General features: G+C 63.6%; 9 protein-coding genes. 5 read left to right on the top strand and 4 right to left on the bottom strand.

The window, feature by feature from the left end:
* Window positions 1-23 precede the first annotated feature (23 nt).
* Window positions 24-2,153, top strand: a complete 2,130-nt coding sequence (locus G6N74_RS16355) for an acetate--CoA ligase family protein (protein WP_246245778.1) — start codon at window positions 24-26, stop codon at window positions 2,151-2,153.
* A gap of 430 nt (window positions 2,154-2,583) precedes the next feature.
* Here G6N74_RS16355 and G6N74_RS16350 read toward each other — a convergent pair whose 3' ends face one another.
* On the bottom strand, window positions 2,584-6,063 hold the full coding sequence (locus tag G6N74_RS16350; RefSeq protein ID WP_165119012.1) for an indolepyruvate ferredoxin oxidoreductase family protein: 3,480 nt from the start codon (window positions 6,061-6,063) through the stop codon (window positions 2,584-2,586).
* 11 nt (window positions 6,064-6,074) lie between these two features.
* Window positions 6,075-7,478: an FAD-binding oxidoreductase gene (locus tag G6N74_RS16345; RefSeq protein ID WP_165119011.1), complete on the bottom strand. Its 1,404-nt coding sequence runs from the start codon at window positions 7,476-7,478 to the stop codon at window positions 6,075-6,077.
* Window positions 7,479-7,722: 244 nt separating this feature from the next.
* Here G6N74_RS16345 and G6N74_RS16340 point away from each other — a divergent pair, with 244 nt between their 5' ends.
* A complete protein-coding gene (locus G6N74_RS16340; RefSeq protein ID WP_165119010.1) occupies window positions 7,723-8,472 on the top strand; it encodes a FadR/GntR family transcriptional regulator in 750 nt (249 codons plus the stop codon).
* A gap of 46 nt (window positions 8,473-8,518) precedes the next feature.
* Window positions 8,519-9,514: an acrylyl-CoA reductase (NADPH) gene (acuI, locus tag G6N74_RS16335; RefSeq protein WP_165119009.1), complete on the top strand. Its 996-nt coding sequence runs from the start codon at window positions 8,519-8,521 to the stop codon at window positions 9,512-9,514.
* Window positions 9,515-9,642: 128 nt separating this feature from the next.
* Here the strand turns inward: acuI and rhaI are convergent, their stop codons facing one another.
* On the bottom strand, window positions 9,643-10,935 hold the full coding sequence (gene rhaI, locus G6N74_RS16330; protein ID WP_165119008.1) for an L-rhamnose catabolism isomerase: 1,293 nt from the start codon (window positions 10,933-10,935) through the stop codon (window positions 9,643-9,645).
* Between the two features lie 175 nt (window positions 10,936-11,110).
* Window positions 11,111-13,213 carry a bifunctional rhamnulose-1-phosphate aldolase/short-chain dehydrogenase gene (locus G6N74_RS16325; protein ID WP_165119007.1) on the bottom strand — a complete coding sequence of 701 codons (2,103 nt, stop codon included), beginning with the start codon at window positions 13,211-13,213 and terminating at the stop codon, window positions 11,111-11,113.
* Window positions 13,214-13,399: 186 nt separating this feature from the next.
* On the opposite strand from G6N74_RS16325, the gene G6N74_RS16320 reads away from it, so the two are divergent.
* Window positions 13,400-14,209 carry a DeoR/GlpR family DNA-binding transcription regulator gene (locus G6N74_RS16320; RefSeq protein WP_165119006.1) on the top strand — a complete coding sequence of 270 codons (810 nt, stop codon included), beginning with the start codon at window positions 13,400-13,402 and terminating at the stop codon, window positions 14,207-14,209.
* A gap of 53 nt (window positions 14,210-14,262) precedes the next feature.
* A complete protein-coding gene (gene rhaS, locus G6N74_RS16315) occupies window positions 14,263-15,258 on the top strand; it encodes a rhamnose ABC transporter substrate-binding protein (protein WP_165119005.1) in 996 nt (331 codons plus the stop codon).
* Window positions 15,259-15,282: the final 24 nt, after the last annotated feature.

Here is a 15,282-nt window from a genome sequence, read left to right as displayed (position 1 = left end):
CGATGGCGATGAAATCACCTGACATGACCGCCGCAATGCAGGCCATGATGAACCCGCGCTCGGTTGCCGTTATCGGCGCGACGGAACGTCCGGACGCTTCTTCGAGCTATGTCATGCGCAACCTGATGGCGTTCGGCTTTTCCGGCACCATCATCCCGGTGCATCCGAAGGCCGATCAGGTCTTCGGCATCCCGGCCATTCCCGCGCTCGACCGGCTCGACACGCCCGCCGATGTCGCCGTCATCGGCATCGGCGCAACGCATGTTCTGGGCGCACTCGAAGCGGCAGGCAAAGCCGGCACGAAGGCCGCCGTCGTGCTGGCCAGTGGCTTTGCCGAGACTGACGACGAAGGCAAGGCGCGCCAGCAGGCGCTGATCGAAATCGCCGAGAAATACGGCATGGCGATCTGCGGGCCGAACTGCCTCGGCCTGTTCAATCTCTCAAGCGGTGCGGCACTCTATTCGTCGACCCTGTCGCCCAATCTTCGCAAGGGCGGCCTCGCGCTGCTTTCCCATTCCGGGGCCAGCGCCATCGCGCTCGCCAATACAGGCCGTTTCGGCCTCAGCCACATCGTCTCGTCCGGCAACAGTGCTGCGACCGACATTCCCGATTATCTCGCCTATCTCGCCTCCGACGAAGCGACCCGCGTCGCAGGCGTCGTGCTCGAAGCGATCCGCGATCCAAAAGCCTTCTCAGCGGCGATGCAGGCCATGCATGCCGCAGGCAAGCCAGTGATCGCGCTGCGCGCCGGGCGCTCGGCTAAAGGCTCGGCTGCGACCGCCGCTCATACCGGCGCGCTCGCTGCCGCCAACGAGGCCTATGAAGCCTTCTTCCGCCGCAGCGGCGTGATCGAAGTTTCCGACATGGACGCCTTCGTCGAGACGGCCTCGCTCTGCCTGTCGCTGAAGGCAAAACCGCGCGCCAGGGGCGTTGCGGTGGTCGGCGTCAGCGGCGGCGGCGTGGCGCATGTCTCCGACATCGCCTCCGAGATCGGCCTGGAACTGCCCGAACTTGCCACTGAGACGAAAGCCGGGTTGAAGGTTTTGCTGCCGGCCTTCGCCACGCCGCAGAACCCGGTCGACACCACCGGCATCGTCTTCGCCGACGGATCGATTTACGCCCGCGTTCTGGAGACATTGGCCAATGACCCGTCGATAGGCCTGATCGTTGCGTCCCAGGACGCGCCTGTCGGCCTCGACGCGGGCGGTGCCGCCGAATATGTCGGCATCGCCGAGGCCGTTGCGGGCTATGCGCGCAACGCCACGGTGCCGGCCGTCTTCATGAGCAATCTGTCGTCTGGTCATCATCCTGCGGTGCGCGCCGTGCTCGACGGCGTCCCCGTGCTCAACGGGACACGCGCGGCCCTGACGGCGATCCGCAACATGGTCGAGCCGCCGGTTCTTCGCGCTGCCATATCGCCCGCCGTCGAACTGGCTCCTGCAGGCGATCCATGGGCGAAGCGTCTCGCTGCCGGCGATAAACTCACCGAGCGCGAGGCCAAGGAATTGCTCGCCTCCTGCGGCCTGCGGGTCACGAAGGAACGGCTTGCAACCACGGCGGACGAAGCTGCCGCCGCCGCGCTGGAAATCGGCTTTCCCGTCGTGCTGAAAATTGAATCGCCGGATATTTTGCACAAGACCGAGGCCGGCGGCGTGCGGCTGAACATCGCTTCTGAAGCCGAAGCAAGGCAGGCGTTCGACGCCATCATGGCGTCTGCACGCGCCTATGCGCCCGCCGCCGAACTGCGCGGCGTCGTCGTGCAGGAAATGGCCGGTCGCGGCGTCGAGGCGCTGATCGGCCTGGTTCGGCATGAGCCGTTCGGGCTCGGCATCGTCGTCGGTGTCGGCGGCGTGCTGGTCGAACTGGTCAAGGACGCCGCCTTCGACCTGCTGCCCATCGATCGGGCTGCCGCCGAAGCGCTGATCGACCGAACCCGCCTCGGCCATATTCTCGCCGGCCATCGCGGCGCGCCGGCAGCCGACCGCGAAGCGCTGGTGGAAGCGATGCTCGCGCTATCACGCTTCGCCGACCACTACGGCCATCTGGTCGAGGCGGTGGATCTCAATCCTGTCGTGGTGTTTGAAAACGGCAAGGGCGCCTGCGCGCTCGATGCGCTGGTGATCGCGGTAGGCAGCGACCTTGGATTTCTGTAGGAAAGAATTTTATCCGATTTCCACCCAACCTATTGATTTTACTTACACCGAATATTTTTTCACGCCCGATTTATCCCCACCCCAAACACCTCCCGCATAATCTCCGCGTCGCCCTCACGGGAACACGGGTCATGAACCGGATGAGCGTGGAGGGGACAGCGTCCGGGCGGTGGCACTGCGGTGGTGCTGCTGGGTGATGAACCCCTAAGCCCGGGTCTTAGCGGCGGCTGGCCACGCGAATGTGGAGGCGACTGAGCGGGACAAGAGCGTCGGCGGGCGCATGGCAAGCGTCACATAAACATAAAAAGACAGGCGCAAGCCATGCGTCCGCTTTCCCACCCTCTCAGAGGGAGTTCTTTGACAATGGCCGGATGCGAAAGCAGGCGCGGCGATGATGAAGTGCGAGCGCAGCGAGCCTCGAAGGGCGCCCCTAAGCGGCAACCTCTCCAACGGAAGGCGAAGCTGAAGCAGCGTCGACTTTCACCATCAGCGCCGCGCGCCTCTTCTCATAACGCTCCACCGCCGCAAGCTTGACATGGCCGAAGCCGCGAACCTCTTCCGGCAGCTTCGCCAGCTCGATCGCAGTCGCGTGATTGTCCGCCGACAGCCGCGCCGACAAATCTTCCATCATGGCAAAATAGTCGGCGATCAGTTGCCGCTCCATGCGGCGTTCCTCGGTGCGGCCGAACGGGTCGAAGCGTGTGCCGCGCAGGCGCTTGAACCGCACCAGAATACCGAAGACCGGCCCCATCCACGCCCCGAAGGCAATCTTGCCGGGATGGCCGGTGCGCGGATCGATGCGCGAGATCATCGGCGGGGCGAGGTGGTATTTCAGCGTAAAATCGCCCTCGAACTGTTCGGCCAGTTTTTGCGCGAAGGAGTGATCGCGGTGGAGGCGGGCGACCTCGTATTCGTCCTTGTAGGCCATCAGCTTGAACGCACCATGCGCGACGGCCAGGCCGAAATCGGCATCAGCCTTGCGGGCCTTTTCGACCAGCGCCCGGTAGCGCCCGGCATAGGCGGCGTCCTGATAGGCGGTCAGGAATTCAGCGCGCCGCGCCACGATTTCATTGAGCGTCTCCGGCTTTGCCGCTTCCGGCCCGACATGAGCCGCCTTGGACACGGTACCCGGATCGACCGCCGCGCGCCGGCCCCAGCCGAAGGCGGCGCGGTTCATGGCGACGCCTGCGCCGTTCATCTCGATCGCCTTGTCGAGCGCATCCAGGCTGATCGGCACTACCCCGCGCTGCCAGGCATTGCCGAGCAGGAACATGTTGGCGGCGATTGCGTCGCCCAGAAGCGCCGTGCCCAGCTTCGTGGCAGAGACCAGCGACAGCGCGTTCTCACCGGCCGCCTGCCGAAGCTGCTTCAGCGTCGCTTCCTGCCGAAAATCGATGGCGGTGTTTTTGACGAAGGAGGCGGTCGGCGCGAAATGGTCGTCCAGCACCAGTTTCGTGCGGCCATTGGCGACGGTGGCGAGCGAACCGGCCGACGCCGCCACGACGATGTCGAAGCCAAGTATCAGGTCGGCTTCGCCGGGGCCGATGCGGATGGTGTTAAGCGACGCGGGGTCGCGCGCCAGCCTTATATGCGAGGTCACCGCGCCGTTCTTCTGCGCTAGCCCGGTTTGATCGAGGGTCAGCAGGCCGAGCCCGTCGAGATGCGCTGCCTGCGAGAGAATGGCGCTGACGGTGATGACACCGGTGCCGCCGATGCCGGCCAGCAACATGTTGTAGGGCCGGTCGATAGCCGGCAAAACAGGCATCAGCAGGTCGGAGAAATCGGCTTCTCTCGCCTTGCCCTTCGGCTTGCGCACCTGCCCGCCCTCGACCGTCACGAAGCTCGGGCAAAAGCCCTTGATGCAGGAGAGGTCGGTGTTGCAGCTCGACTGGTTGATGGCGCGCTTGCGGCCGAATTCGGTTTCTTTCGGCTCGATGGAGATGCAGTTGGAAACGGCGGAACAATCGCCGCAGCCCTCGCAGACCAGTTCGTTGATGAAGGCGCGCTTCGGCGAAACGGGAAACGCGCCGTGCTTGCGCCGGCGGCGCTTTTCCGCCGCGCAAACCTGATCGAAGACCAGCACGGTGACGCCCTCGATCTCGCGCAATTCGCGCTGTGCCGCATCGAGTTCGTCGCGGTGATAGATTGTGACGCCACGCGGCAGCACGCCTTCCCAGGCTTCCGGCTTTTCGGAAACGACGACGACGCGCTTGGCGCCCTCCGCCAGCACCTGATCGACGATGCCGGGCACGGTCACCTCGCCGTCGTGGCGCTGGCCGCCGGTCATGGCGACGGCATCGTTGTAGAGGATCTTGTAGGTGGCATTGACCTTGGCCGCGATCGCCGCGCGGATCGCCAGCAGGCCGGAATGGAAATAGGTGCCGTCGCCCATGTTGACGAAAATGTGCTTCTCGTCGGTGAAGGGCGACAGGCCGATCCAGGCGCCGCCTTCGCCGCCCATCTGGGTGAAAGTGGAGGTGTTTCGATCCTCGACGCCGATTACCATCATGTGGCAGCCGATGCCGGTCGAGGCGCGGCTGCCCTTGGGCACGACGGTGGAGATCGAATGCGGGCAGCCGGAGCAGAAATAAGCCTCGCGCTTCAGCGCGATCGCCTCGGCGGGAACGGCTGCCGCGATCTCTTCGACGCGGCTGGCATTGGCGGCCAGCGCCTTGTCCGGCTTGCCGAGGCGCGACATCACTGCACGGGCGACCACGACGGAATTGATCTCGCCGATCGACGGCAGCAGCGGTGCGCCTTTCTCGTCGGCCTTGCCGGTGACGCGCGGGCGGCGGTCCGCAGGCATGTTGAACAGCAGCGACTTGATCTGCTCTTCGATCACCGGCCGCTTTTCCTCGACCACGAGAATCTCGTCCAGGCCGTTGGCAAAGGCGCGAAGACCTTCCGGCTCCAGCGGCCAGACCAGCCCGACCTTGTAGAGGCGTATGCCGAGCGCGGCGGCTCGCTTTTCGTCGATGCCGAGTGCGGATAGTGCGCCGAGCAGGTCGAGCCACGACTTGCCGGTCGAGACGATGCCTAGCCGCGCCTTGCCGTTGCCTCGGACGCGGTCGATGGCGTTGGCGCGCGCGAAGGCATGAACCGCTTCCAGCTTGTGCTCCAGCCGCCGCTCCATCGCATGCGGGCCGTCGGGCCAGCGCAGCGACAACCCGTCGCCGGGAAGCACGAGATCAGGCATGGCGATCGAAAGCCCATCGGGCGAGACATCGACGGTTGCTGTGCATTCGACGATCTCGGTCTGGCATTTGAAGCCGACCCAGGCGCCGGAATAGCGGCTCATCGCCCAGCCCAGAAGGCCGTAGTCGATATATTCGCCGACGCCGCCCGGCGACAGCATCGGCACCATAGCCGAGATGAGGTTGTGCTCGCTCTGATGCGCCAGTGTCGAGGAAACCGCGCCATGGTCGTCGCCGGCCAGCAGCAGCACGCCGCCATGGCGGTCGGTGCCGACGGCATTGGCGTGGCGGATGACGTCTATCGAGCGGTCGACGCCCGGTCCCTTGCCGTACCACATGGAAAAAACGCCGTCGTAGCGGGAGCCGGGAAACATGCCGGTCTGCTGCGTGCCCCAAACGGCGGTTGCAGCCATGTCCTCGTTCAGGCCGGGATGGAAGACGACGTGATTGGCCTTCAGATATTTGCCGGCACGCGCCATCTCCCGGTCGAAGCCGGCCAGCGGCGAGCCGCGATAGCCGGAGACATAACCGGCGGTGTTGAGGCCGGCGGCAAGGTCGCGCAGGCGCTGCATCATCGGCAGGCGAACCAGCGCCTGCGTGCCCGAAACGAGGATGCGCCCGCGCTCCAGCGCGTAGCGGTCGTCGAGGCTTACCCCGTCCCGCATTGGCGAGGGCGCTTTGTCATGTTGCGTGGCTGAAACGGTGGCTACGGACATGATTTGCTCCGTCAGGCGGAAGGATCGGGTGGCGCGATGTCGAAGACGCGCCCGCGATTGAGGATGTTGTTCGGGTCGAACGCGGTCTTCAGCCGCCGCATCGCTGCAAGCTCGGCGTCGCTGCGAACAAGCGGCAGCCAGCGCTTCTTGTCGAGGCCGATGCCATGCTCGGCCGACACGCCGCCGCCAGCAGCGGCGACGCCGCGATAGATGATGTCGTACGCGGCGGACGGTTCGACCGTGCGCACCTGATAGTGCAGATTGCCGTCGCCCAGATGGCCGAAGACATAGATGTTCGCGCCGGCATCAATAGCGCGGATCGCGGTTTCGGTTTGCGCGAGAAACGCCTGCATCCGCGCCAGCGGCAGGCTGACATCGACGCCGATCAGTCCCTTCATTGCGAACAGGAAGGGATTGACGCTTTCGCGTACGGCCCAAAGCGCATGGAACTCGCGCGGCGATTGCGAAACGACGACGTCGCTGACGATGCCGTCTTCCACGGCCTGCATCAGCACTTCGGCGAAGCGCTCGCCGTCACGATCCGGCTCGTTGCCCTGGATCTCGGTCAGCACATAGACCGGCGAGCCTGCAGGCAATGGCGCGGGTGCTGCCATGCTGGGTATCATGTCGTCATAGAGCGGCGCGAAATTCACCTCATAGGCCGAAAGCAACGGCCCGAGTTTTTGCCGCAGCAGCCCGAGCAGCGCGATTGCGGCTTCGAATGAAGGCAGTGCGCAAAAGGCATTGACCTCCGAAAGCGGCTTGGGATGCAGCCTGAGCGCGGCGCGCGTGACGACGCCGAGTGTGCCTTCGGTGCCGATGAAAAGCTGGTTGAGATCGTAGCCGGAATTGTCTTTCGGCAGGCCTTTCAGCGAGGTCAGCACGCTGCCATCGGCCAGCACTGCCTCCAGCCCCAGAACCTGCGCGCGATACATGCCGTAGCGCAGCACGCGGATGCCGCCGGCATTGGTGGCGATGTTGCCGCCGACGGTAGCCGAGCCGCGCGCGCCGATGTCGACGCCGAACATCAGGCCGGCATTGTCAGCGGCCTCTTGGACGGCCTGCATCGTAGCACCCGCCTGCACGGTGATGGTCGCTGCCTCTCGATCAGGAATGCCAAGCCCTGTCATCCGCTCAAGCGACAGCACAATTTCACCGGGCTGCACGCGTGCCGAACCAGCAAGCCCGGTGCGCCCGCCTTGCACCACGACAGGCTGGCCGAGGCGGTTGCAGGCGGCCATCGCTATCGCTACGCCTTCGGTATCGCGCGGGCGCAGCACAATTTCAGGCAATGCGCCGAGCTTGCCGTCAGGATCGTCGCGGTAACGTTCGTCGACGGCGGGGCCGGCAAGAATGTCGCCCGCGTCGAGCTTGCCGTTGAGTTCGGACAGAAGCCGATCGCCTTCGAGACTCATGAACGTCAGGAACCGCGCTGAAGAGAGAAGGTTTCGGCTCGCGGGCTGGCTCTTTGCGAGCGTCCGTAACCACGCGCCAAAAAGACCCGACGAAATGCCTGACTGGACACGCTTGCCACCTGTTGAAGCCGTTATCGATCAACCATATTCTCGAGCGGCTATTTGTCAAACCTATATTCATTAAAAAGATATGGCTTTCCGCGTCGCTTCGTGGCATCCATCACAAAGCCAAGGGACGGAGCATATGATCCTCAAATACGATGAAGTCGTGCGGTCGGGCGTGGCCAAGCAGGTCGCCGACAACATCCGCTCGGCCATTATGGACGGCAGGCTCAAGATCGACGAGCGCCTGCCGACAGAGGAAGAACTGGCAAAAAGCTTCGGCATTTCCCGGCCGACGGTGCGCGAAGCGCTGAAGCGCCTTGCCGCGGAAAATCTCATTCGCTCAAGGCGTGGCCCGACCGGCGGCAACTTCGTCACGCGGCCCGATCCCGAGGGGCTTTCCGCGGCCATCACCGGGGCTGCCACATTGCTGGTTGGCATCGGCGCCTTCGACATCGACGAGATCATCACCGCGCGCCTCGAAACCGAGACGATCTGCTGCCGGTTGGCTGCGGCCAATCGCACGGATGCCGATATCGAGGCGCTGGAAGCGGAAATCCGCGTCCAGCTCGATGAGACCATTTCGGACGAAGCCTTCTGCGCTTCCGACGTGCGCTTCCATCGCGCGCTGGTGAATTCGGCCGGCAACGGCCCGCTCAATCTGATGATGTACACGGTGGTTGAGGCCTTCATGCCCATCACCAACATGATCGTTTCGCGGGTGCGCGATCGCCGCGCCGTCGCCGGCTTCCACAAGCAGCTGGCATCAGCCATTAAAAACCGCGATGCGGCCAGGGCAACGGAAGCGCTCGCCGCCATGCTCGCCTATCTGCGCGACAACTATTCCACCAGTCTCGAACGGCGCGAGCGCGCACTGGCCGCCCGCGCCTGAGGGCGTCACTGCCCTCGAAACAACCACCGGATAATTTGGAGGTACCATGTCCGATACGTTCACCGCACTCATGATCGAAGACGAAGGCGGCAAGCCCAAGGCTGCGTTCAAGCAGATCACCATTGCCGATCTTCCCGACCATGACGTGCTGGTCGAGGTCGCCTTCTCGACGCTCAACTACAAGGATGGTCTCGCCGTTTCCGGCAAGGGCCGCATCGCCCGCAAACTGCCGATGGTTGCCGGCATCGATATCGCCGGCACGGTGGTCGAATCGCGCTCCGACAAATGGAAGGCGGGCGACAAGGTCGTACTCAATGGCTGGGGCCTGTCGGAGACCGAATGGGGTGGCTACACGCGCTTCCAGCGCGTCAAGCCGGAATGGCTGATCCGCCTGCCCGACGCCTTCAGTCTGCAGGACGCAATGGCCATCGGAACCGCCGGCTATACGGCGGCCCTTTGCGTCGATGCGCTCGAAGCCTGGGGCACGATCGCCGCCGACCAGCGCGAGGTGCTGGTGACGGGTGCTGCCGGCGGCGTCGGCTCGACGGCGATCGCGCTGCTCGCCAAGCGCGGCTACAAGGTGACCGCCGCGACCGGCCGGCCGGAAACGCATGATTATCTGACAAAGCTTGGCGCGACGGCTTTTGTCGATCGCGCCACGCTGTCCGAAAAGGGCGGCCCCTTGCAGAAGGAGCGCTGGGCCGGTGCCGTCGATTCCGTCGGCTCAACCACGCTGGCGAATGTTCTCTCGCAGACCGTCTATGGCGGCGCGGTTGCGGCCTGCGGCCTTGCCGGCGGCGCCGATCTGCCGGCAACCGTGCTGCCGCATATCCTGCGCAGTGTTGCCCTTCTCGGCGTCGATTCCGTCATGGCGCCGATTGCCAAGCGCGAAAAGGCGTGGGAGCGGCTGGCCCGCGATCTCGACCGTGAAGCGCTTTCCAGCATCACCCGTGTCGAGCCAATGTCCAGGCTGCCGGAACTTGCCAACGAGATTCTGGCCGGCCAGGTGCGCGGCCGCGTGGTCATTGAGATCGGCAAGTAAGCTTTTTGCATGCCCACGACCCTTCCGGAGTCGCGGGATTCATTTTCGCTGGTCGCAACGCTGGCGACCCCCTCTCCCCGTTTTTCACGGGGAGAGGGTAAGGGTGAGGGGCAGCGCCAAACCCACGATTAGACGATGCCGCCGCTTCCGCCCGCAACCGCCGGCCGTTCCGCCGCGACTTTCGCGCGGTAGCCGGCTGCCCGGTAGGCGGCAACCGGGTCGATTGCCCCACCTGAATCGAGGCGCGCCATGGCAAGGATCGGCTCGACGTCGGTGCGATAGGCCGTCTTCAGCGTCTGCGTCGCCATCAGCGCATCGTTCGCATCCTGAAAGCCTTCCAGCGCCTTGCGGTCCACCAGCAATGCGGCGGCGTACGCGCGCTGGACCTCGATCGCCGACAGCATCAGGCTTTCGATCGGGTCAGTCACATTGTGGCTCTGGTCGAGCATATGGGCGGGGTCGAATCCCTTGGTGTTGTTCAGCTCGGCATCGACCAGTTCGTTGAAAATCAGGAACAGCCGGTAGGGATCGATCGAGCCGGCATCGAGATCGTCGTCGCCATATTTCGAATCGTTGAAATGAAAACCGCCGAGTTTGCCGAACTGGATCAGGCGGGCGACGATCATCTCGATATTGACGTTGGGCGCATGATGGCCGAGGTCGACGAGGCAGTGGGCCTTCGGCCCGAGTTCCTGCGCGATCAGGTAGTTGGTGCCCCAGTCCTGCACGACGGTGGAATAGAAGGCCGGCTCATACATCTTGTGCTCGGTGAACAGCCGCCAGTCGTCCGGCAGCTCGGCATAGACCGCCTTCATCGCATCGAGATAGCGCTCGAACTGCCTGGTGAAATTCACCTGGCCGGGAAAGTTGGAGCCGTCGCCGATCCACACCGTCAGCGCCTTCGAGCCGATCGTCTTGCCGATCTCGATGCATTCCAGATTATGCTCCACCGCCTGCTGCCGCGTGGCGGCATCGGCATGCGACAGCGAGCCGAATTTGTAGCTGAGCTTTTGGTCCCGCGCGTCCGAAAACGTGTTGGAGTTCATCGCGTCGAAGCCGAGCCCGAAGCGGCTTGCCGCCTGCTTCAGCCGGTTGGCGTCGGCCTTGTCCCACGGAATATGCAGCGAGAACTTTGGGGTCGCCTGCGTCAACTGCTGGATGACGGCGCAATCCTCGATCTTGTCAAAAATGTCGCGCGGCTCGCCGGCGCCCGGAAAGCGCGCAAACCGCGTGCCGCCGGTGCCGACACCCCAGGACGGCACGGCGACCTTGAACGCCGCCACCTTGTCGCGGATCGCGTCGATGGCAATGCCACGCCGGTCCAGCCGCTCGCCGAGTGAGGCGTAGTCGCGGGTCAACTCGGCGCGCCGCTTCTCGTTTTCGCTTTCGACGATATCGGCGGAGATGATAGTTTCCGTCACTTATGCCTCCCAAGTCTTGTCATGCCGGCGCTGCCCCTCACCTGCCTGCCGGCATCCTCTCCCCGTATAGTGACGGGGAGAGGAAGAAGCTCCAGCGCTGACGCCCCCTCTCCCCGTTTTTCACGGGGAGAGGGTAAGGGTGAGGGGCGGCGCAAAGGTCGAAGTCTACCGCAGTTTACCGCGTAAAACTCTGCGCATTCCCAGCATCGACATTGACGATGTTGCCCGTAGACTTCGCCGACATATCCGACACGAAGAAGAACACGGCCTCCGCAATGTCTTCGGGGTAGACGCTGAGCTTCAACATCGAGCGCTTGCGGTAATGCTCCTCCAGTTCGTCCGGGCTCATATTGTAGGCGGCGGCGCGCTGCTCGCGCCACTCGCCGGTCCAGATTTTCGAGCCGCGCAGCACTGCGTCGGGGTTGACCGTGTTGACCCTTATGCCGAACTCCGCACCCTCCAGCGCCAGGCAGCGGGCGAGATGGATTTCGGCGGCCTTGGCGGTGCAATAGGCCGACGCGTTGGGCGAGGCGGCGAGGCCGTTCTTGGAGGCGATGAAGACGATGGCGCCGCCGGTCTTCTGCTTTTTCATCAGGCGGAAGGCCTCGCGGGCAACGAGGAAATAGCCGGTCGACAGGATATCCATGTTGCGGTTCCACATCGACAGTTCCGTCTCATCGATGGGCGCGGAGGATGAGATTCCGGCGTTGGAGATCAGGATATCGATGCCGCCGAACTCTTGCGCGGCGGCGGTGAAGGCGTCGATGACGTCCTGTTCGCGGGTCACATCGAGTCGCACGCTGCGCACGACATCGGCCGTATGCCGGCTGGCGAGATCGTCATTGGCAGCAGTCAGCGCGCTTTCGTCGATATCGGCCAGCACCACGCAGGCGCCGTCACGAAGCAGGCGCTCGGCGGTGGCTTTGCCGATGCCGCCGGCGCCGCCCGTCACAAGTGCGACCTTGCCGGCCAGCGGCTTCGGCCTGGGCAGGCGCTGGAGCTTGGCTTCCTCCAGCACCCAGTATTCGATGTCGAAGGCCTCCTGCTCGGGCAGGCCCATATAGAATGAAACGCTCGACGCGCCGCGCATGACATTGATGGCGTTGACGTAGAATTCCGCCGAAATGCGTGCCGTCGCCTTGTCCTTGGCGAAGGTGATCATGCCGACACCGGGCACTAGGTAGACGACCGCATTCGGGTCGCGCATCGGCGGACTTTCGGGCCGCTTGCAGCGCTCGTAATAGGCTGCATGACCCTTGCGATATTCCTCGATCGCCGTGCCGAGGCCGGCTAGCGTCTTGTCGAGATCGGGCCTTGCCGGGTCGAAATCGACCACCAGCGGGCTGATCTTGGTGCGCAGGAAATGGTCGGGGCAGCTCGTGCCGAGGGCGGCCAGCGGCTGCATGTCGCGCGCGGCGACGAATTCCAAGACAGTGGGCGAATCGTCGAAATGCCCGACCTTGCGCTCGGCAGCCGAGATCATGCCGCGTATCGCCGGCATAAGCTTCGCGGCAATCGCCTTGCGCTCAGCCGCTGGGAGCGTCGGGCGCACTTCACCACCGAAGGCCGCCTTGCCGACGCTCTTCTCCTCGAACCATTCGATCGCCCGGTTGATGATGCGGATCGTCGTCTCGTAGCATTCCTTTGCCGTGTCGCCCCAGGTGAACAGGCCATGGCTCTCCAGCACGACGCCGGTGGCCTTCGGGTTTTCGCGGCAGAATTTTTCCAGCCATAGCCCGAGTTCGAAGCCGGGCCGCTTCCAGGGCAGCCAGCCGATTTCGCCGCCGAAAATCTGCTGCGTCAATTCCTTGCTGTTCTTCGCGGCGGCAATGGCGATCACCGCGTCCGGGTGCATGTGGTCGACATGTTTTTGCGGCACATAGGCATGCAGCGGCGTGTCGATGGAGGCGGCGCGCGGATTGAGATTGAAGGTGCAGTGGGGCAGGTAGCCCACCATCTCGTCCTCGAACGCGACGCCGCGATAGAGGCCTTTCAGCGCCTCGAGCTTGTCCATGTAGAGCGTGGCGAAGCCGTCGAGCTTGATGGTGCCGACATCGCCGCCCGAGCCCTTCACCCACAGGACCTCGACCTCTCCGCCGGTCAGCGGGTCCTTCTCCATCGCCTTGGCCGAAGTGTTGCCGCCGCCGTAATTGGTGATGCGCTTGTCGGAGCCGAGCAAGTTGGAGCGGTAGAGCAGGCGCTGCGCTTCCGACATGGATGCCGCCTTGGCCTCGTCCCAAAGGTTGGCGAGGCGCTTGGCTGTGCGCGTTTCGAGCATTTTCCATCCTCCCAGAGCCGCGCGGCGGCAGCGCGTAATTTGCCCAAGGCTTTCATGATCGGGCCATTACTGTCAATCAAAAACGATCATGTTCGATCATATTGCGCTGCACAATGAAATAAAATGACTGAAGTTGATTGACAGTGACCGGTATGAATGACCTAATGACCAGCAACGGGAGGAACCATGCACGAAAAGGAACGCCATCGGATCATTCTGTCGGCCATCCAGGAAAAGCCTGTGGTGACGGTGCAGGAAATGGTCGATCTGACGGAATCGTCGGAGGCGACGATCCGGCGCGATATTGCGGCACTCCATGTGCAGAAGCGGCTGCGCCGCGTTCGTGGCGGCGCCGAGGCGATCAATCCGCCGCAGTTCATCGGTCTTGCCGGCCGGCCCTTTTCCGTCAATGAAACGCTCAATGCTTCCAAGAAGCGGGCGATCGCCCGCGAGGCGGTCGAGCTTTGCGCCGATGGCGAGCCGATCATCATCAATGGCGGCACCACCACTTTCCAGATGGTGCATTTTCTCACCAACCGGCGCATGCCGATCTTCACCAATTCGTTTCCGATCGCCGAGCACCTGCTCAAGCATTCCAAGAACACGGTGATGCTGTCGGGCGGCACGATCTACCGCGAGCAGAACATCATCCTGTCGCCCTTCGACAATGACGTGACGCGCAATTTCTATGCGCGGCGCATGTTCATGGGCGCGCAGGGGCTGGGGCCGCTCGGTCTGATGGAAGGCGATCCGCTGCTGATCCAGGCCGAGCAGAAGCTGATCGACCAGGCCGACGAACTGGTCGTGCTGGTCGATTCGTCGAAATTCCGGCAACGCTCGAGCCTGATCCTGTGCGGCCTGGCGCGCATCACCACCGTCATCACCGACGACGGCATTGAGGACCGCGAAGCCAAGATGCTGGAGGACGCAGGCGTCAATCTGATCGTGGCGAAAAACACGGCATCGAAAATGGAGGAATCTTCGCTGCAGGCGTGAGGGATTTCCCGGTCGCAGCGCTGATGGAATACAACGTCAAAGGGAGGAACTCGATGAACATCTTGAAGAAACTGATGGTGACCGCAGCACTTTCGGCCGCCATGTTCGCCTCAGCCGCGCATGCCGAAAGCATCAAGATCGCGCTGGTCGTCAAGTCGCTCGGCAACGGCTTCTTCGACGCCGCCCACACCGGCGCGCAGGAAGCCGCCAAGGAACTCGGCGATGTCGAGATCATCTATACCGGTCCGACCAAGGCGACCGCCGAAGCCCAGATCGAGGTGATCAATTCGCTGATCGCCCAGAAGGTCAACGCCATTGCCATCTCGGCCAATGACCCGGACGCGCTCGTGCCGGTGCTGAAGAAGGCGATGGAACGCGGCATCACGGTCATTTCGTGGGATTCGGGCGTCGCCAAGGAAGGCCGGCAGCTTCACCTCAACCCGTCGGCCACCGACCTGATCGGCAAGACGATCATCAAGCTCGCCGCCGACTATCTGCCTGAAGGCGGCGATGTCGCGATCCTGTCGGCATCTTCGACGGCCACCAACCAGAACGCCTGGATCGAAGCGGCCAAGAAGGCGCTGCCGACCGACTTCCCGAAGATCAATCTCGTCGCCACCGTCTATGGCGATGACGACTCGGCCAAGAGCACCGACGAAGCCAAGGGCCTGCTGAAAAGCTATCCCGGCCTGAAGGCGATCATCGCGCCGACGACGGTGGGCGTGGTTGCCGCCGCGCAGGTGGTGACCGACGAGAACCTGATCGGCAAGGTCAATGTCACCGGCCTGGCGCTGCCGTCGGAGTTCAAGAAGTTCATCGACAACGGTGCTTCGCAGGCCGTCGCCTTGTGGAACCCGATCGACCTTGGTTATTCGGCTACCTATCTCGCCTATGACCTCGCGGTGAAGAAGGATGAGGCCAAGCCGGGTGCCGAACTCTCGATCGGCCGCGTCGGCAAGATCACGCTCGACGATGACAATTCCGCGCCGATGGCTGATCCCTTCACCTTCGACAAGTCGAACATCGAGAAGTTCTCGAAGATCTATTGATCTTCGGCACTCCGCTTTACCCTC

It is taken from the genome of Mesorhizobium zhangyense (assembly GCF_011045115.1).
Classification (GTDB): Bacteria; Pseudomonadota; Alphaproteobacteria; order Rhizobiales; family Rhizobiaceae; genus Mesorhizobium_M; species Mesorhizobium_M zhangyense.
This window is presented reverse-complemented; position numbering and strand designations above follow the sequence as displayed.